The following is an 18,715-nucleotide window of genomic DNA, read 5'->3' on the forward strand; positions in this document are numbered from 1 at the left end:
CTCGACGAGGCAGTGGCTGAGTGAGGGGCGGGTACTTCGGTACCCGCCCCTTTGGCGTACCCGGGTGCCTGCTGGGCCGGGCTGCTTGGTGTGCCAGTGGGCGGCGGCCCGCCCGCGAGCCGTCCGCGCCGCGAGCTTCGCTCGGTGCGTCGTCTCGAAGCCCGGCCAGGCCCCGCCGCCACCCACCGGCACCGCAGCCAGGCCCTCCGGACCCTCCGGCGCCCTCCACACCAGTGGTGCCTGGTGTGCTGATGGGCGCGGCGCGTCGTCTCGAAGCCCGGCCAGGCCCCGCCACCGCCCACGGGCACCGCGGCCAGGCCCCGCCACCGCAGCCAGGCCTCACCCCGCCCACGCCATAGTAATTTCGCATGCAATTCCCCTCCGGCATCGTGCTAGTCCGTATCGATCTGCGATGCTGCGTCACTTGTGTTTTTGAATTGCATGCGAAATTGTCTGGCGCTGGCCCTGGCCCTGGCACCAACGCGAGCGCAGCATCCCGGTCCTGCGTTTTCTCGGTGCCCTCCACGCCGGTGGCGATGGGGGTTTTGCGCCATGCGAAGCCCTCTGGCGGTGTGTCGTCGGCGTGTCGGAGGCTTGGATGGCGCAATTCTCCCCGATCGGTGGAGCTGGATCTGCATCTGATGCTGATGTAACGCCCAAACTACAGACCACCTCGGTGAAAAACGCTGAAAATGGGCTGTTATTGGCGAAGTGGTCTGCGATTTGGGCACAACGGCGTTTTGGCGTGGTGTGTTGCGCGCATGTGGGCCCCTAAACATGCGCGTTAACACCTTGAACAGCGCACGCAGAAGCGCCCGGGACCAGTCGGTCCCGGGCGCCCCCGCAACAATTGAGCTCCGATAACTAGCGGAACAACTTCAGGGCGTTGGGCCCAATCATGAACGGCTCCAAGATCATCGACGAGCCGAGACCCACGCTGAAGCCGGCGAGCACGTCGGTGACCCAGTGGACGCCCAGGTACAGGCGCGTCACGCAGATGAACACGATGAGCGTCAGCGCCGCGGCCCACAGCAGGTAGCGCAGACGGCGGCCGAGGCGCGTCGTCGTCAGGACCAGCACCAGGGACACGAACAGCGCGGTCACGGCCGTCGCGTGACCCGATGGGAACGAGTAGCCGTCCTCGGTGATCAGGCGTAGCGCCTCCTCGGGACGGGGACGCTCGTACAGGTGCTTGATGATGAAGCTGTTTGCGGCCGAAAACACCACGGAACACAGGATGTACAGGGCATTCATGACCTTCTTGATGAACCACCACACGGCGCCCGCCACGACCAGCGCCACGACGACCGCGCGCTTGGGGTCGAAGAGCCACGACGCACCCGTCATGAACGAGTTCATCGCCGGCGTGCGCGACGCGACGAAGTCAGACCACACCGTGGTGTCGATTGGCAGGGGACTCGTGATGAATCCGCCCGCGACGGCGACAGCCGCGACGAGGAGAAACCCGATGATCACGGGGGGAGTCAGAAGGCGACGAGCAATCATAGTGAAATCCTACCGTAGTGTCAGTCGTTGGCGCCGTACTCGTAGACCCAGCGCCCGGCTCGGCGTGAGAAGCGTGAATGCTCCCGCATCTGCCCGGATTCGCCAGTCGATACGTCCCGCCACGAGGCCACGAACGTCACGGTGCCCTCCTCGTCGGAAGGACCCCCGGCCTCGGCCCCCAGGATCTGCAAACCCGTCCACTGCGTCCCCTCCACCCAGTAGGGGGGAGCGGGGCGCGTGCGCGGGTGCCATGTGCGGAACAGGTAGTCCTCGTCGCGCAGCGCGAACGCCGTGTAGCGCGAACGCATGAGCGCCTCGGCGGTCGGAGCCACCTCGCCGTCCAGGTAGCGCCCGCAGCACTGCGCCAGCATCGCTCCCGACCCGCACGGGCAGGTACGAGGCCGGGGCGCGCCAGCGCTCGCAGCGCCGGGAGCAGCGGGGGAGGAGGTCACGCCTGGTCGCCCAGGGACGCCAGCCAGCGCTCCGCATCCAGGGCCGCACGGCAGCCGGAGCCGGCCGCCGTGATGGCCTGACGGTACGTGTGGTCCACGGCGTCACCGCACGCGAAGACGCCCGCGACGGACGTGCGCGTCGACGGTTCGTCGACCGTGATGTAGCCGGCCTCGTCGAGGGCAACCTGGCCGCGCAGGAAGCCCGTGCGGGGCAGGTGTCCGATCGCGACGAACACGCCGTCCACGGCGATCTCACGCGTGGAGCCATCCACCGTGGAGGTAAGGCGCAGGCCGGTGACGGCCTCGTCGCCCAGGACCTCCTCGACGGTCGCGTTCCACTCGAAGGAGATCTTCGGGTTGTTCAGGGCGCGCTCGGCCATGACGCGCGAGGCGCGCAGGGCGTCGCGGCGGTGCACGACGACGACCTCGGACGCGAAGTTCGTCAGGAAGGTGGCCTCCTCCATCGCGGAGTCGCCGCCGCCGATGACGGCCAGGCGACGATCCTTGAAGAAGAAGCCGTCGCAGGTCGCGCAGTAGGAGACGCCGCGGCCGGAGAACTCGTCCTCGCCGGGCACGTTCATGTGACGGTACTCCGAGCCGGTGGCCAGGATGACGGCACGCGCGTAGAAGACCTCGTCCTCGGTCGCCACGGCCTTCACGTCACCCTCGAGGTTGACGGCGATGACGTCCTCGTAGCGAATGTCCGCGCCGAACTTCTCGGCCTGCTCGCGCATGTTGTCCATGAGCTCGGGGCCCTGAATGCCCTCCGGGAAACCGGGGAAGTTCTCGACCTCGGTCGTGTTCATGAGCGCGCCACCCGCGGCCAGCTGACCGGCCAGCACGATGGGGGCGAGGCCGGCGCGGGCCGTGTAGACCGCAGCCGTGTAGCCGGCGGGGCCCGAGCCGACGATGACGACATCGTGGACGGTGGCGCCCTCGGGAACATCAGCCGACGGGACCTGGACCTCGACGGCCTCGGGGGTCGAATCGGTGTTTTCGGCCGTCACAAGGCCTGGAATCGTCACGAAAGACATGCGTACCCTCCTTAGGGTTACTGAACGGTGAGTTCGGAGATCCACGCCCAGTTGCGGCCGTCCTGGCCCTTGGGCATCGAACGGAACTGCAGCGCAATCGAGTCGGTTTCGACAGGTGTCGGGAGCTGAATTGTGGTCGTCGGAGACAACGCAGAAGTGGCCAGCTCTGTTCCACCGCGCGGGTTCGAGGGATCCGTGACGTTACGCACGACAATCTCGCCGCCGGAGGTGGCCGGGTCCATGGTGAGCGTGACCGAGGAGATGGTGGCCTTCTGCTGGAGCTTGACAACGATCGTCACGGAGGTCTCGTCGCGGAACTGGTTGTTGTCGAACCAGCGCGACGACCAGGACGTCGACGGGTTCGAATCGATCATGTTGATCGCGCGGTCCGGGTGGTCGCCGTCGTCGTTGTTCCACGACAGGACCTGAACCGAGGAGATCACGGGCGTCACGGATTCCGCCGGGGGAGGCGTTGTGGTGAGCGCGGGGGCGGGCTCTTCGCCGGACTCCTGCGCGGCCACGCCGTTACGCAGGGACTGGCCGAGATCCAGGTCGGTGACCGGTCGCGTCGCCATCCACGGACCCCAGATCGCGCCGAAGAGGAACAGAACGACGCCGAAGATGAGTGCGGGTCGCGTCGGATCGATCAGCTTGGCGGAACGCTCGGGCTTGGCTTCCTCCTCCTCGGACGAGGCCGGGGCGGGCTGTGCGGGTGCCGCGGGGATCGGGGGAATGGAGTCCATGACCTCGGTCGGATCCTCGGCGGGAGGGGCGGGGATCGCCGAATCGACTGCTGCATGCACGCGGGGAATCTGGTGCGTCACGGGAGCGTCAGCGAGAGGTTCGGGGTGCGGGTAGTCCGCGGGGTTAACCTCGCCGTCGCGCTCGTAGCTGTTGGTCGCGGGGGCCGGCGGCGGGGGAGCCAACGGGAAGGACGCGGATGCAACCTCGGCGCTGTCCGTGGCATCGGTGACGGGCTCGACGCCCAGGGCGGCGAGGGACTCCGCCATCGACGTTCCATTGGGCGCCGGGATGGGATCCTCGTCGGGCGCGGGGATCGGGTCCTCGTCGGGCGCCGGGATCGCCTGCGCATCGGCAATGGCGTCGACTGTGGGGCCAGCAATGGCCTCAGCGACGAGAGGATTCTCGACGGGAGCCTGCGTCGCGGGACCGAACGCAGGGACGTCGGTGGGAGCGGGAATCGGCGGAACATCAAGCGATTCATCGCTCGACGGGGCGGGAGGCGCCGGGGGAGCGGGAATCGGCGAGGCAGCGACCACCTCGTCGAACGACGGCAGTTTCTTCTCGTCGCCGGTGCGTTCGGGCGTGGGAGCCATCGGTTCCTCCGTCTCGTCGGGTGTGTGTCCCGCCATTATCGCAGTTGGTTCGGTGGTCGGAGTGGAAGACGCTGCCAGGATGTTCACCACAGCACCCGGGACACGCAGACGTGTCAGCAGCGGGCGCATCATCACCGCGGACTCACGGGGCGCAGCGAAGCGAAGCACGATGAGGTAGATGAGGCCGGTCACCGCCGAAACGATGGAGAGCTTGACGCCCGCCAGCAGCATGCGTCCCAGCGTCGAGGAGATGTCCGTGTGGATGCCCATGAGCCACAGGACGCCGAATCCGACGAAGCCTGCGACGATCGCTGCGCCCAGGTAGGCGACGTAGGAGCGCAGCAGTCCGGCGCGATCAACGAAGCTATTCTCGCGCGAGACCCACACGACGGCGATGATGCCCTGCGTCAAGCGGCAGGCCGTTTCGCCGAGGGCGGCGGCGACGACCCACCAGCGCGCACCGGTCAGGGCGTACATCGACCAGCCGACGATGACCTGGATGATCGTGGGGCCGATACCCATGAGGAACACGGGCTTGACGTTCTCGTAGGCGAAGAAGACGCGCTGACTCATGAGGACCATGCCGGTGGATGCGACGCCGGGCATGAGAGAGGTCAGGACGAGGGCGTAGCCGGTGACGGCCTCGGGATCCCCGCCCTTGGCCGCCATCGCGATCTCCATCATCGGAACGGAGCCGGCCATCAGCATGGCCGCTGCGACGAGGGTCAGCGAGGTGATTGTGCGCACGCCCAGGTGGTAGCTGTCGGCCACCGCACGGTCATCGCCGTCGGCCACGGCACCTGCCATGCGCGTGAAGATCGCGGTCGTCAGCGACACGGTGATGAGCGACTGGGGCACCATGAAGATCATGAACGCCGTCGAGTAGGCGAGGATGCCGACGACGCCGCCCTGCGCGCCGTTGCGGCCGATGAAGCCGTCAGCCATCGCGGCCAGGTTGTTGGTCGACAGGACGCCGACCTGGGAGACGCCAAGGGTCGCAAACGTCCATCCTGCGACTCGGGGCATCGAGCCGAAAGAGGTACCTCGGAAGTGGAAGTCGGGCTTGAAGGACACGCCCGCCTTGCGCATTGGCCACAGCAGGCACAGGGCCTGGCAGATGACGCCGAGGGTCGCCGATCCTGCGAGGACCCAGAACTGTGCGCCCGTCAGGTCGCCCGCGGGAATACCGCCGTCGGGTGCGCCGCCCCAAATCGCGAGGAATACACCGAGGCCAGCAATGCCGACGACGTTATTAACGACCGGTGCCCACATGTAGGGTCCGAAGATCTCACGAGCATTGAGGAGCTCGCCCAGTAGGTTGTACAGCCCGTAGAAGAAGAGCTGCGGCAGGCACAGCAGCGCGAAGAGGATCGCGAGGTTGCGAATGTCTTCGGTGTAGCCAGCCGCCGTGATCATGACGAGCACGGGTGCCAGTACCATCGTCACGAAGGTGACGAGGAAGAGGAGCGTCCCCGCGAGGGTCAACAGACGGTTGACATAGGTGTCACCGTCGTGGCGACGCTTGATAGCGCCCACGATCTGCGGGACCAGGACCGCGTCAAAGATGCCGGAGGCCAGCAGGTTGAACACGGTGTTGGGCAGCGTGTTCGCCGTCTGGAAGGCCGCGCCCACGCCGCCGGCGGTCGCGCCGACCGCGGCGATCAGCATCGCGTTACGGATAAAGCCGAGGATGCGCGACACCATGGTGCCCGACGCCATGAGCGCCGATGCTCTCAGGATCGATCGGCGAGGCGTGTTCGAGCTCATGGGGTCTCCTTCGTCGTTGCTGTCTCTGTTTCGGTGGTGTCGTTCGCTCGGGCCGATGCCTCGTCGATGCCATCGGTGGCGGGCTCGGCCTCGGTGTCTGCTTGTGTCGTCTCCTGCGCGGATCCGTCGGAGGATGCCTGCGCCTTGCGCGCTGCTCTCTTGCGCAGTGATCGCCTGATGCCGACGAGGAAGAGCAGGCCGAAGAGGGAGGCGATGACCGCGGTGATCGCATCCTCCCACCCGGCGCGCATGCGCACGGTGACGGTACGGGAGTCATCGAGAACGGTGCCGTCCGGGGTCGTCACCTTGTAGGTGACCTCGATGTCGCCGCTGCCGATCGCCCCGACGGGGACCTCGACGGTCGTGGCACCCTGCGCGGCCAGCGTCTGGGAGAGCGCGGGGGTGGCGCGCAGTCGTGGGTCGTCGGGAACGAGGGTGACGTCGACGCGCACCGGCCAGGGCAGGTTGTTGCGCACGAGGACCGGGAAGTTCGCGGACTTGTTGATGAGGTTGACGGCCGAGGAGGGCTCGACGGTCACGGCTGAAAGCATGCCCGTGATCTGGGAGGTCATCGCCGTGGCCGAGTCGAGCTGCTCGGAGGGCGTCAGCTGCGCGGACAGAGCGGGCAGAATCCGGGGCGTGACCGAGTCGTACACGGCCTTGGGGTCATCGGTCGCGTTGGCGAGCGGCTCCAGCATGGTCAGGGACGAGGCCATGGCCGTGATCGCGGTGGACGTGTCGGCGTCGAGCGTGCCCGTGTCGACGGTCTGCCGGTCGACGTCGGTCGGTTCACTGGCGGCCATGTCCGTAAAGGACAGGGGTGAGACCCACCGCGGGGAGAAGAGGGCGTTGACCCGCTTGGTGAGTGACTCGTTGACAGTCGTTCCGCGCGCAGCCGCTGCGAAAATAGTGCGCGACGAGGAGGGACGCTCCCGCACGATGATCGCCGTGATCGCCGTCAGGGCCTGCTCGGCGTCGAGCTCATCACCGCCGGATGCGTTCCACGACAGGATCGAGGCCAGGTCGGCCTGCTGGGCGATTGTGCGCGCCCCGGTTCCGTCGGTTGCCGTCTCGCCCGTCGAAGGGTTGACGTTCACGCGCGCGTACGAGGTGAAGGTGACCTCTTCGGCGGGGGTGAGCGCCGAGGTTGGGGCGATCGTGATCTGGTCGGCAGAGGCGTAGTTCGACAGGAACGCCGTGCCAAAGGTCGTGTCTGCCGGCCATGCGACGTTGCGCAGGATTGTGGGACCCGTGTCGGGTGATGTCGTCGTGGTGCCGCTCTGTCCGGAGGCGCTCGCGGACGGCGAGGGGCTCGGCGTTTCTGTGGCGCTCGCGGACGGTGAGGGGCTCGGCGACGCGGTCGAGGGCGTGGGGGCCACCCATCCGGCCTCGCGCAGGGAGGAGGGGAAGCCCGCGATGGAGTCGGATGCGCGGTCCCAGAAGCCTGCGTTGCCCGACAGGGCGAGGGCGCCGAGGTCGGCGTCGCCCTCGGGCAGGGCAATGAGCTCGTTCGCGGCTCCCATGAGAGCGGACACGAAGGCCTCCGACTGCAGGTCGCGCGAGCGTTGCGCGGGGTCTGTCGCCGTGGGCGCGGGGGTCGGGGTGGGGGAGGAGGACGTGCTCGGTGCGGCCGTGGGTGTGCCGGACTGCCCGGATTCGGCGTCGGACTGATCTGACTGTCCGGATTCGGCGTCGGAGGTGTCGGAATCGGGTGTGGGGCTCGGCGAGGCCGTGGGCTGCGGTCCGCGCGGGATGAGTAGCGGGTCGACGGCGAGCGTGACGCCGGAGGAGGCCGCCAGGTTGAGGACCGCGGAGCGTTCGGCCTGGTCCTGGGTGGCGTTCGAGGAGGTCCAGGGAACTACGGCGCTTACGCGCGAGGCGGAGACCTGGGAGCCGGAGTCCCATACGAGGATTGAGCGGTCCTTGCCGGAGTACTCGCCAGAGTTGGCGGCCACGGTGACGACGCGTGGGCCCCACTCGGTCGCGTCGGTCAAGGGAAGGGAGGACGTGGGGATACGAATCTCGAAGGAGACGGTGGCCCCGCGGGCAACGTCGGTGAGGGAGGAGGTCGCGGCGTGCGTGGCGTCCGGTTCGTCCTCGGTGAGCGCCGTCGTCAGTGCGGCCACCGAGATTGGCGTCTCGTTGGCGACGAACACCTGGAGGGAAATATTTGCGAGTGTCGTGGGTGAGTCGTTTCGGACAGTACCGGAAACAATCACTTCGTTCTCACTGGTGATGATGCGTGGCGACAGTGAGTTGATCGAGATGACGAGGCCGGATGCCTCGGCCGCCGCGCCCATGACCGCGGGACGTGACGCGTCGGCCTGCGAGGTCACGGCGGGCAGCGGAGCGGCCCCGGCCTCGTTCAGACCGAGGCCGAAGGGAAGAGCCATCGCCGCGCACAGGACGCCAGCCGCGAGCGCGCGCCTAGTCACGGCCATCCCGATACAACAGGTCAAGGGCGATGCGCACGATGCGACGCTCGTTGGGGTATGCCAGCTGGCGTGACACGTCGCGCAGCGGCACCCACGCGGCCTCCTCGGCCTCGTGATCCGGATCCCCGTCGACGGAGATCGTGCCGGACTCATACCCCATCAGGTAGTGGTGGACGACCTTGTGAACGCGGCGGTCGTTGCCGGAGAACCAGTAGTCGATCGATGCGAGGTGGCGGATGATGCGCCCGTGGATGCCGGTTTCTTCGGCGACCTCGCGCAGCGCGGCCTGCTGGGGGGTCTCGGAACCCTCGAGGTGGCCCTTGGGCAGGCACCACTCGATGCGACCCGCTCGATTGCGTCGCGCGATCAACGCCGCATAGGGAATTCCGTCACGCACGTCGACGACGATGCCGCCCGCGCTGGTTTCCGCGGAAATCGGCAGGTGAGAGCGGCCAGCGCGCACAGAAGCGGACCGACGCGGGGGTCGTGGCACCCCGCCTCGGCGGTCAACTGGACGTGCAGGCATGACTCCACTTTAGCCGGTGCGCGGCCCCCGGTAGTCGGCCAGGGCGCTTTCCTGGCATGCTTAAGGGCGATGAGTACCCAGTCAACTTCCCCGAATAACGGCCCCGTGACCGCGCAAAACGCCGGAACGACGGACATTCCTACCCTCATGGCGAACGCCACGAGGACCTTTGCGGCGCTCCCGCCCGCGATTATGGAACTCGGCACGATTTTTCACGAGGCCGGGGAGGAGCTCGCGCTCGTCGGCGGGCCCGTGCGCGACGCGTTCCTGGGAGTGACTCCGCACGACTTCGATATGACGACCTCCGCGCGCCCCGAGCGCACCGAGGAGCTCCTGGCGAAGTGGGGCAACGCGACCTGGGACATCGGCAAGGAGTTCGGCACGATCGGCGGTCGCCGCGGCGACCTGGTCGTCGAGGTGACGACCTACCGCACCGATGAGTATGAGATCGGCTCGCGCAAGCCCGAGGTGACCTTCGGCGACACGCTCGAGGGTGACCTGACGCGGCGCGACTTCACGGTCAACGCGATGGCGATGCGCCTGCCGCAGATGGCCCTCGTCGACCCGTGCGGCGGCCTCGCTGACCTCGCGGACGGCAACCTGCGAACCCCCGTGTCCGCCGAGCAGTCCTTCGACGACGACCCGCTGCGCATCATGCGCGCGGCGCGTTTCTCCGCGCAGCTGGGCCTCGACGTCGACATGGACGTCATGAACGCGATGGAGACCATGGCCTCGCGCCTGGAGATCGTCTCCGCAGAGCGCATCCGCGCCGAGCTCGAGCGCCTCATCATCTCGCCCTATCCGCGCCGCGGCATCGAGCTGATGGTGCACACGGGCGTCGCCGACATCGTCCTGCCCGAGGTCGCCGGCCTCGTCTCCACGGTGGACGAGCACAAGCGCCACAAGGACGTCTACGAGCACACCCTCACCGTCGTCGAGCAGGCGATGGACCTGGAGACCGGCCCGGACGGTCCCGTGCCCGCCCCTGACTTCATCCTGCGTTTCGCCGCCCTCATGCACGACGTCGGCAAGCCGGCGACCCGCCGCTTCGAGCCCAACGGCACCGTGTCCTTCCACCACCACGAGATCGTGGGCGCGAAGATGACGCGCAAGCGCATGAAGGCCCTGCACTTCGACAAGGCGACGATCGAGGCCGTCACCACCCTGGTCGCGCTGCACCTGCGCTTCCACGGCTACGGCGAGGCCGCCTGGTCCGACTCTGCAGTGCGCCGCTACGTGGCCGACGCGGGCGACCTCCTCGAACGCCTCCACCGCCTCACGCGCGCGGACTGCACGACCCGCAACCGCCGTAAGGCCAACTACCTGTCCGCCGCCTACGACGATCTCGAGGCGCGCATCGCCGCCCTGCGCGAGCAGGAGGAGTTGGACGCGATCCGCCCCGACCTCGACGGCGACCAGATCATGGAGATCCTCGGGCTGCGCCCCTCGCGCGCCGTGAAGATCGCCCGCGACTACCTGCTCGAGCTGCGCATGGAGCGCGGGCCGCTGGGCGAGGAGGCTGCCCGTCAGGCGCTTCTCGACTGGTGGGCATCGGACGACGTGCGCGCCCTCGCCGAGGAGTACCAGGCCCAGCAGGCCCACTGGGAGGCCAAGGTCGCGGAAAAGAAGGCCCGCAAGGCCGCCGCGAAGGCCGCCCGCGAGGTCCAGGGGCAGTGAGACGGGGCGCGGGGCGACAATCGTCACGCCCGCGCATGGTGCACCCCCGCTCATGCCGCCGTACTCTGGGAATAATTCAACTTTTTGTTAGGAGAGTTATCGCATGAGCACGTTCACCCCCGAGAAGGCATCGGCCGACATCGGCGTGTACGGCCTGGGAGTCATGGGCGCAAACCTCGCCCGCAACCTGGCCCGCAACGGCTACGCGACCGCCGTCTTCAACAGGACCCCGGCTCGCACCGAGAAGCTCATGGCGGAGCACGGCGACGAAGCAACCTTCGTTCCCGCGTCCACGCTGGAAGACTTCATCGCATCCCTGCGCGCACCCCGCGTCGCCATCATGATGGTCCAGGCCGGCCCTTCGACGGACGCCGTCATGGAGCAGCTCGCCGACCTCATGGACGAGGGCGACATCATCGTCGACTGCGGTAACTCCCTGTTCACCGACACGATCCGCCGCGAGAAGTGGGCCGCCGAGCGCGGCCTGCACTTCGTGGGCGCGGGCGTCTCCGGCGGCGAGGAGGGCGCCCTGTGGGGTCCCTCCATCATGCCCGGCGGCACCCCGGCCTCGTACGACCGCCTCGGCCCTATGTTCGAGTCCATCGCCGCCACCTACGACGGCGTCCCCTGCTGCACGTACATCGGCGCGAACGGTGCCGGCCACTTCGTGAAGATGGTGCACAACGGCATCGAGTACGCCGACATGCAGGTCATCGCCGAGGCCTACACCCTCCTGCGTGAGGGCCTGGGCGCCACCCCAGCCGAGATCGCGGACATCTTCGCCGCTTGGAACGAGGGCGAGCTCAACTCCTACCTCATGGAGATCACCGCCGAGGTCCTGCGCCAGGTGGACGCCGAGACCGGCAAGCCCCTCGTCGACCTCATCGTGGACGCCGCCTCGCAGAAGGGCACCGGCAAGTGGACGGTCCAGACCGCCCTCGACCTGGCCGTCCCCGTCACCGCGATCGGCGAGGCGACCTTCGCGCGCGGCGCGTCCTCCGAGCCCGCCCAGCGCGCGGCCGGCCAGGCGCTCGCGGGAAACGCCAGTTCCCTCGTCATCGAGTCGGACGAGGCCCGGGCCGCGTTCATCGAGGACGTGCGCCAGGCGCTGTTCGCCTCCAAGATCGTCGCCTACTCGCAGGGCTTCGACGAGATCGAGGCCGGCGCGAAGGAATACGAGTGGGGCATCGACAAGGGCGCCCTGGCTCGCATCTGGCGCGCGGGCTGCATTATCCGCGCGGCCTTCCTCGACGACATTACCCGCGCCTACGAGGCCGACCCCGACCTGCCGCTGCTGCTGGCCGCCGAGCCGTTCGCGACGCGCTTCCAGGAGTGCACGCCCGCGCTGCGTCGCGTCGTGGCCCAGGCGGCCCTCGCCGGCGTTCCGATTCCGGTGTTCGCCTCGTCCCTGGCCTACTTTGACCAGATCCGCGCGACGCGCCTGCCGGCGGCCCTCATCCAGGGTCAGCGTGACTTCTTCGGCTCCCACACCTACCACCGGGTAGACAAGGAGGGTGTCTTCCACACCCTGTGGGCTGTCGATGGTCGTCCCGAGGAGCAGTGGTCCTGATCTGAGACTGCGGCGGAAGCTGCACGAGGGGGTGGGTGCGTGGCACCCACCCCTTTGTGTTGCAGCCCATACTTTGGGGTTCTTTCAGGAAACCCGGTTAATCTAGGGGTACACCAATCCGCTGAAAGGGCGAATACGTGGCTACTAACAACGGACAGTCTGACTGGAACGACATCATCGAGCCTGGCGGCTCCGGCACGTCAGGGCGGGACTCGCTGCCCTCGCGGCGCGCGGTGCGCGCCGCGGCCGGATCGCATGCATCGCGGAAGGCTGCCAAGGCATCGTCGGCCGGAAAGAAGGGCCCCGCGAAGAAGAGGTTCCGGTGGGCCAAGCGCATCGGCTTCGGAATTCTGACCATCTTCCTGGGTGCTTTTATCGCCGGTATGGCCGTGTTCCTCTACCTTTACAACACGCTGACCGTGCCCGCGCCGGATGACCTGGCGCTCGCGCAGAAGACCACCGTCTACTACGCCGACGGCACGACCGAGATGGGCACGCTGGGCGACATCAACCGTCAGATCATCGATACGACGACGTTGCCCGACTACGTGTCGAAGACGATCGTGGCTTCCGAGGACCGCACGTTCTACACGAACTCGGGTGTTGACCTGAAGGGCATCTTCCGCGCCCTCGTGAACAACCTGCGCGGCGGTGCTCGCCAGGGTGGCTCGACGCTGACCCAGCAGTACGTGGAGCGCTACTACATCGGCGAGACCACGTCCTACACGGGCAAGCTCAAGGAAGCCGTCCTGGCGATCAAGATCAACCGTGAGAAGTCCAAGGACGAGGTTATCGGTGCCTACATGAACACGATCTACTTTGGTCGTGGCGCCTACGGCATCGACGCTGCCGCCCAGGCCTACTTCGGGCACGGCGCCAATCAGCTGACGCTGTCCGAGTCGGCCCTCCTCGCCGCCGTCATCCCCGCGCCTTCCGCGTGGGACCCCGCCGTCAACCCCGATAAGGCGAAGGAGCGCTGGGAGCGCGACCTGAACCTCATGGTCGAGGACGGGTGGATCACGCAGGCCGAGAAGGACGCCGCGGTCTTCCCCGAGACGATCGACCCCGACACGCTCAACAGCGCGTCGATGACCGGAACGACCGGCTACCTGATGGCTCAGGTGAAGTCGGAGTTGCTCGCCTCCGGCCAGTTCGACGAGGACAAGATCAGCCAGGGTGGTCTGCGCATTACCTCGACGATTGTCAAGGAACACCAGGACCAGGCCGTCGCGGCCGCTGAGGGCATGAATGAGGTCGAGGGCTGGGATCCGACGCACCAGCACGTCGCCCTGTCCTCCATGGATCCGGCCACTGGCGAGATCCTCGCCGAGTACGCGGGCGCGGATTACGAGAAGCGCCAGCAGAACGCTGTCACGCAGGATATCGCGATGGCCGGCTCGTCCTTCAAGCCCTTCGCCCTGCTGGCGAACGCGCGCCTGGGTGGCACGGTCTACGACACGTACTCGGGCAAGTCCCCGCAGTATTTCCGAGGCATGGGCACCCCCGTCTACAACGACGGCGGCTACTCCTTCGGTAACGTCACCCTCGTGAAGGCGACCGCCTACTCGATGAACACGGTGTTTGTGGGCCTCAACGACGATGTCGAGCCGGAGAACACGCTCAAGGCCGCCATCGACGCGGGTATCCCCGAGGATACGGTCGGCCTGAACGATGAGCTCCTCAACGTCCTGGGCCCCTCCTCGCCGCACAACATCGACCTGACGACCGCCTACTCGACGATCGCGAACGGTGGCGAGCGCGTCACCGCCCACATCGTCAAGAAGGTCGAAGACTCGAATAACAAGCTGCTCTACAGCGGCGACGTGGCTCCTAAGCGCGTCTTCGAGGTCGAGGAAGTCTCCTCGATCATGCCGGCCCTCGAGGCCGTCACGACGGGCGAGGGTACGGCCAACCGCGTGGATGCCTCGATCGCGCGACTGACGACAGCCGGCAAGACCGGTACCTCCTCGGACCAGCTTTCTGCGCAGTTCGTGGGCTTCGTGCCCGGCATGGTCACCGCCGTGTCGATGTACCAGTCCGACGACGCGGGCAACTCCGTGCCTCTCGACGACATCGGCGGACTTGGACAGTTCCACGGCGGCGACTGGCCGGTCGACGTGTGGATCGACTACATGAAGCCGGCAACCGCGAACCTCCCGGGCGACGACTTCCCGTGGAAGGTCGAGTCTAACCGCAAGGTGCACAATAACGCGCCCACGCCCGCGCCGAGCGCGACCACCGAGGCCCCGCAGTCCGCTGCCGAGCCCACCGAGACACCTACCCCCACCGAGACGCCCTCCGCCGAACCCACCGAGAATTCTCAGAATGGTGGCAACGGTTCCAATAACGGGAACAACGGCAACGGGAACGGTGGCAACGGTTCCAACAACGGGAACAACGGCAACGGTTCCAACAACGGCAATGGCGGGAACAATAACGGCGGCAACAACAATGGCGGCAACAACAATGGCGGTCGAAGAAACTAGCCGCGCGTCCTAGCGCCGAGCTGCGGGCCCCGAGGAGCATCCTCGGGGCCCGCAGTGCGTTCACTGCGGGAGTATGCGTATGCGGATAGGAAACGACGATGCGGATAGGTTACGAACATCTGGATAGGTTACGAACATCTGGATAGGTTACGAACATCTGGATAGGTTAATAACCTATCCACAAGCGAATAACCTATCCGGATGCGCACAACCTATCCGGATGCGCACAACCTATCCGCGTGTGAGCGTCTGCGCTCCCACCATGTGCCCTCCGTTGCCGCGCTCCTGAGGGGACAAGCAGTGACGTGTCGTAGACGAACGTCAGATCTTGCATGCACAGCAAAAGGGGTGGCCCCCGCTCGAATGAGCGGGGGCCACCCCTTCAGCATTCAACCGATGCGTGAAGCCTTCACTTCGCGGCGGAAACGCGGACCTTGAGGTTCGCGGACACCTCGGGGTGCAGGCCGACGGTCACCGTGTAGTCGCCAACGGCCTTGATGGGCGAGGCGATGATGACGCGACGACGATCGATGGTCTGGCCCAGCTGCTCCTTGACCGCGTCAGCGATCGCAGCAGCGGAGACGGCGCCGAACAGGCGGCCGGAGTTGCCAACCTTGCCGGAGATCTCGACAACGGCACCCTGGAGGGCGTCGCGCACGGCGCGAGCGTCGTCGATCGTGGCGATCTCGTGGCGGCGACGAGCAGCGGCGATCTGGTCGATCTGCTTCTGCGCGCCGGCGGTCCACTTGGCGGCGAAGCCGCGGGGGACCAGGTAGTTGCGGGCGTAGCCAGCCTTGACCTCGACGACCTCGCCGGCGTGGCCGAGGTTGGGGACGTCGTGGGTGAGGATCAGTTTCGTGGTAGCCATATCAGCTGTGTCCTTCCCTTATCAGCGGCCGGTCGTGGAGTAGGGCAGCAGAGCCATCTCACGCGCGTTCTTGACGGCGCGAGCGATCTTGCGCTGCTCCTGCGTGGAAACACCGGTCACGCGACGGGCGCGGATCTTGCCGCGGTCCGAGATGAACTTACGCAGCAGAGCGGTGTCCTTGTAGTCGATCTTGTCGATCTTGGCCGACTTCAGCGGGTTGGCCTTCTTCTTGATGGGCTTGTTGCGAAGTTGGGGCTTCGCCATGATGGTCTCCTAGTGAATCCGGGCGGACTGTGCCGCCCCAAGCGTGTTGTCTTCGACGTGGCGCTATCCGGCGTAGGTGCCGGGGCGCGCGACTTTAGAACGGGGGCTCGTCGCCGAAGGAGGTGGCGCCGCCAGCGGGGGCGGAACGCCACGGGTCCTCGGGGGAGCCGCCGGTCGGTGCGCCGTAGTTGGCGCCACCCTGGCCGTATCCACCCTGGCCGCCGCCGTAACCGCCGCCCTGCTGGGGCGCGCCCTGCTGGCCGCGGTTGTCGGACTGGTAGCCGCCGCCACCGGAGGGGGCGGTGCGGGTGACCTGCGCGCGTGCGCGGCGCAGGGAGGGGCCGACCTCGTCGACCTGCAGCTCAACGACCGTGCGACGTTCACCCTGCTGGGTGTCGTACGAGCGCTGGGTGAGGCGACCCTGAACGATGACGCGCATGCCCTTACGCAGCGACTCGGCGACGTTCTCAGCGGTCTCGCGCCACACGGAGCAGCGCATGAAGAGGGTGTCGCCGTCGCGCCACTCACCGGCGTTACGGTCGTAGGTTCGGGGGGTGGAGGCCACCGTGAAATCGGCGACCGCGGCACCGGACTGCGTCCAACGCAGTTCGGGGTCAGCGGTCAGGTTACCGATGACAGTGATGACGGTATCTCCGGCCATGTCGGCTCCTCGGGCTTAGAGGGTGTGGTGTCGGCTCAGTGAGCGTCGGGGCGCAGGAGCTTCGTACGGAGAATGGTCTCGTCGATGCCCATGCGGCGGTTGATCTCGAGAGCGACCTCGGGGGTCGTGGTCATGTCGATGACGACGTAGATGCCCTCAGAACGCTTGAGGATGTCGTAAGCAAGGCGGCGCTTGCCCCAGACGTCAACGTTCTCGACGGATCCGCCGTTGGCAGCCACGGGTGCCAGGTACTTCTCCATCATGGGGGCGACGGTGCGCTCGTCGATCGAAGGATCGAGGATCACCATCAGTTCGTAGTTACGCACGTTGGTTCCCACCTCCTATGGTCTTTACGGTCACGGACGGTCCGTGACAGGAGGGCGTTGCGTATGGCCCGTGAGGGCCTGCTGGACCGGCCGCGGGTGCGGATAGTCCAGCTACCCACTTTACACGGGTGGCAGCGTCTTCGCTAGGGCGTTTCCGGTCACGATTGGGCTCCTCGGAACGAGGCGTGGGCTCGCCCCGCCGGGACGCCGACCCCCGCGCGAAACCGCGGGTGGGGACGAGGCCGGCCCCGGCCTCGTCGATCGGCTACAGAGAGCGGGCACCGAGCCCGTTGGTGAGGGCCCGCATGCCCGTGTAGACGGCCGAGTAGGCGAGCCAGACCATCGCGAGGGCGAGGGAGGGGCGTGCCGTGAGCGTGGCGGAGTGGGCGATGACCCACAGGAGGGGCGCGTAGACGACAAGGTTGACGATGCCGGCGACGGCCAGGTAGCGGCCTCGGCCCGCGCCGATGAGGACGCCGTCGAGGAGGAAGACGTAGCCTGCGATGGGCTGGAAGAGTGCGCCGACGATGATGGCGACGGTCGCGTAGTCGATGACGGTCTGGTCGGTCGTGAAGATGCGGGTAATCCAGGGCGCGGTGATCGCCAGAGCGACGCCGACGGCGACGCCGAAGCCGATGCCCCAGCGTGAGAGGGTGCGCAGGAGGGGGCGCATGGCGCCGCGCTCTCCGGTGCCGGTTGTGAATCCGGCGAGCGCCTGGGCGGCGATCGCGAGGGCGTCGAGCACGTACGCGGCGAAGGACCACAGGGTCCACACGATCTGGTGAGCGGCCAGGGCCTGGGTGGAGATCGCGGTGACCGCGCTCAGGGTCGCGAGGAGGGCGACGCGCAGTGCGAGGGTGCGCACGAGCAGAGGCGCTCCCTCGAGTGCCGCGCCGAACAGGCCGTGCGTGGAGGGGCGCAGGCTCACGCCCTCGCGCCGGGCCGCTCGCACGATCATCCACCCGAGGAACGCCGCCATCAGCGTCTGGGTGATCGCGGTGCCCAGGCCTGAACCCGCCACCCCCAGGCCGAGGGGATACATGAGCACCCAGTTGGCCACCGCGTTGAAGGCCGCGCCCACGGACGCTGCGACCAAGGGAGTGCGCGTGTCCTGCAGCCCGCGCAGGGTGCCCGTGGCCGCCAGGACGACGAACATGCCGACGAGGCCGGGCGCGGAGGCGCGCAGGTAGGCCAGGGCGTGCGGCATGGTGGCCGCGTCGGCCCCTAGCCAGGTGAGCAGGGGAGAAGCGAAGACGGCCAGGAGGATCGCGGCGAGGGCGCCAAGGCCTCCCGCCAGCCACATGGCCTCGACCCCCGAGCGGATCGCACGGTCGCGTCGCCCGGCCCCCAGGTGCCGGCCCGCCAGGGAGGTCGTCGAGTAGGCGAGGAAGATGAAGAGCCCGACCGCCGTGTTCAGCACGGTTGACGCGATGCCCAGGCCCGCCAGCTGCGGGGTTCCCAGATGGCCCACCATCGTGGAGTCGATGACGGTGAACAGAGGCTCCGCAATGAGGGCCCCCAGAGAGGGCAGCGCGAGCGCCAGGATCATCCGCGTGGTGATCGTCGGGGCCGACGAGGCCGGGTCCCCCTCACGCTTCGCGGGTGAGGTCGGGTCGCTGGGTCCCTGTGTGCTCGTCATGACACTCCGATTCTTTTCCACAATGTGTGCACAGGCCTGTGGAAAGCCGTACATTGGGAAATTCTAGATGGCTCAATGAATGACAATGATGTGACTGTGATGAGGATATCTGCCCTGACAGATCGGTCATTTCGCGTTGTACACAGGCGTCGTCGGCGTTGTGCACA

Annotated in this window: 14 protein-coding genes; 3 read left to right on the forward strand and 11 right to left on the reverse strand. The window is 67.3% G+C overall.

Annotated features, from left to right (window positions below; genetic code table 11):
* Positions 1-864 precede the first annotated feature (864 nt).
* From CYJ22_RS08550 to CYJ22_RS08575, 6 genes are read right to left on the reverse strand one after another with little or no spacing between them, the layout of a single operon-like run.
* Complete coding sequence (locus tag CYJ22_RS08550) at positions 865-1,506, reverse strand: phosphatase PAP2 family protein (protein ID WP_101602315.1); 642 nt, start codon at positions 1,504-1,506, stop codon at positions 865-867.
* A 20-nt stretch (positions 1,507-1,526) separates the two neighbouring features.
* Positions 1,527-1,958, reverse strand: a complete 432-nt coding sequence (locus CYJ22_RS08555; protein ID WP_101602316.1) for a YchJ family protein — start codon at positions 1,956-1,958, stop codon at positions 1,527-1,529.
* Positions 1,955-2,992 (reverse strand): thioredoxin-disulfide reductase, encoded by a 1,038-nt coding sequence (trxB, locus tag CYJ22_RS08560; protein ID WP_101602317.1) that lies wholly within the window; start codon positions 2,990-2,992, stop codon positions 1,955-1,957. Before trxB ends, CYJ22_RS08555 begins: the two co-directional genes overlap by 4 nt.
* A 17-nt stretch (positions 2,993-3,009) precedes the next feature.
* Positions 3,010-6,096: a lipid II flippase MurJ gene (locus CYJ22_RS08565; RefSeq protein WP_101602318.1), complete on the reverse strand. Its 3,087-nt coding sequence runs from the start codon at positions 6,094-6,096 to the stop codon at positions 3,010-3,012.
* Positions 6,093-8,537, reverse strand: a complete 2,445-nt coding sequence (locus tag CYJ22_RS08570) for a DUF6049 family protein (RefSeq protein ID WP_101602319.1) — start codon at positions 8,535-8,537, stop codon at positions 6,093-6,095. The genes CYJ22_RS08565 and CYJ22_RS08570 overlap by 4 nt, the downstream gene beginning before the upstream one ends.
* Entirely contained in the window at positions 8,524-8,994 is a 471-nt protein-coding gene (locus tag CYJ22_RS08575) for an NUDIX hydrolase (RefSeq protein WP_003791425.1), read from the reverse strand. The genes CYJ22_RS08570 and CYJ22_RS08575 overlap by 14 nt, the downstream gene beginning before the upstream one ends.
* A 210-nt stretch (positions 8,995-9,204) precedes the next feature.
* Between CYJ22_RS08575 and CYJ22_RS08580 the strand changes: the two genes are divergently transcribed.
* The 3 genes from CYJ22_RS08580 (at position 9,205) to CYJ22_RS08590 (ending at position 14,790) form a co-directional block, all read left to right on the forward strand.
* Positions 9,205-10,734 (forward strand): CCA tRNA nucleotidyltransferase, encoded by a 1,530-nt coding sequence (locus CYJ22_RS08580; protein ID WP_034496594.1) that lies wholly within the window; start codon positions 9,205-9,207, stop codon positions 10,732-10,734.
* Positions 10,735-10,837: 103 nt separating this feature from the next.
* A complete protein-coding gene (gene gndA / locus CYJ22_RS08585) occupies positions 10,838-12,304 on the forward strand; it encodes an NADP-dependent phosphogluconate dehydrogenase (RefSeq protein WP_007588887.1) in 1,467 nt (488 codons plus the stop codon).
* 137 nt (positions 12,305-12,441) lie between these two features.
* Positions 12,442-14,790, forward strand: coding sequence for a transglycosylase domain-containing protein (locus CYJ22_RS08590; protein WP_007588885.1), 2,349 nt, complete (start codon positions 12,442-12,444; stop codon positions 14,788-14,790).
* 409 nt (positions 14,791-15,199) lie between these two features.
* Here CYJ22_RS08590 and rplI read toward each other — a convergent pair whose 3' ends face one another.
* The 5 genes from rplI to CYJ22_RS08615 form a co-directional block, all read right to left on the reverse strand.
* Positions 15,200-15,658 carry a 50S ribosomal protein L9 gene (gene rplI, locus CYJ22_RS08595; protein ID WP_007589133.1) on the reverse strand — a complete coding sequence of 153 codons (459 nt, stop codon included), beginning with the start codon at positions 15,656-15,658 and terminating at the stop codon, positions 15,200-15,202.
* A gap of 21 nt (positions 15,659-15,679) precedes the next feature.
* Positions 15,680-15,922: a 30S ribosomal protein S18 gene (gene rpsR / locus CYJ22_RS08600; protein ID WP_007589142.1), complete on the reverse strand. Its 243-nt coding sequence runs from the start codon at positions 15,920-15,922 to the stop codon at positions 15,680-15,682.
* A gap of 94 nt (positions 15,923-16,016) precedes the next feature.
* Complete coding sequence (locus CYJ22_RS08605) at positions 16,017-16,583, reverse strand: single-stranded DNA-binding protein (RefSeq protein ID WP_003791437.1); 567 nt, start codon at positions 16,581-16,583, stop codon at positions 16,017-16,019.
* 35 nt (positions 16,584-16,618) lie between these two features.
* Positions 16,619-16,909 carry a 30S ribosomal protein S6 gene (gene rpsF / locus CYJ22_RS08610; protein WP_007589137.1) on the reverse strand — a complete coding sequence of 97 codons (291 nt, stop codon included), beginning with the start codon at positions 16,907-16,909 and terminating at the stop codon, positions 16,619-16,621.
* Positions 16,910-17,174: 265 nt separating this feature from the next.
* Positions 17,175-18,548, reverse strand: coding sequence for an MATE family efflux transporter (locus CYJ22_RS08615; RefSeq protein WP_101602320.1), 1,374 nt, complete (start codon positions 18,546-18,548; stop codon positions 17,175-17,177).
* Between the last annotated feature and the right edge of the window lie 167 nt (positions 18,549-18,715).

Source organism: Schaalia odontolytica (genome assembly GCF_002847525.1).
Classification (GTDB): Bacteria; Actinomycetota; Actinomycetes; order Actinomycetales; family Actinomycetaceae; genus Pauljensenia; species Pauljensenia odontolytica_B.

Coding starts and splice junctions, on each gene's coding strand:
- CYJ22_RS08550 (WP_101602315.1), bottom strand. CDS start 1,506: ATGATTGCTCGTCGCCTTCTGACTCCCCCCGTGATCATCGGGTTTCTC.
- trxB (WP_101602317.1), bottom strand. CDS start 2,992: ATGTCTTTCGTGACGATTCCAGGCCTTGTGACGGCCGAAAACACCGAT.
- CYJ22_RS08565 (WP_101602318.1), bottom strand. CDS start 6,096: ATGAGCTCGAACACGCCTCGCCGATCGATCCTGAGAGCATCGGCGCTC.
- CYJ22_RS08570 (WP_101602319.1), bottom strand. CDS start 8,537: ATGGCCGTGACTAGGCGCGCGCTCGCGGCTGGCGTCCTGTGCGCGGCG.
- CYJ22_RS08580 (WP_034496594.1), top strand. CDS start 9,205: ATGGCGAACGCCACGAGGACCTTTGCGGCGCTCCCGCCCGCGATTATG.
- gndA (WP_007588887.1), top strand. CDS start 10,838: ATGAGCACGTTCACCCCCGAGAAGGCATCGGCCGACATCGGCGTGTAC.
- rplI (WP_007589133.1), bottom strand. CDS start 15,658: ATGGCTACCACGAAACTGATCCTCACCCACGACGTCCCCAACCTCGGC.
- rpsR (WP_007589142.1), bottom strand. CDS start 15,922: ATGGCGAAGCCCCAACTTCGCAACAAGCCCATCAAGAAGAAGGCCAAC.
- CYJ22_RS08605 (WP_003791437.1), bottom strand. CDS start 16,583: ATGGCCGGAGATACCGTCATCACTGTCATCGGTAACCTGACCGCTGAC.
- CYJ22_RS08615 (WP_101602320.1), bottom strand. CDS start 18,548: ATGACGAGCACACAGGGACCCAGCGACCCGACCTCACCCGCGAAGCGT.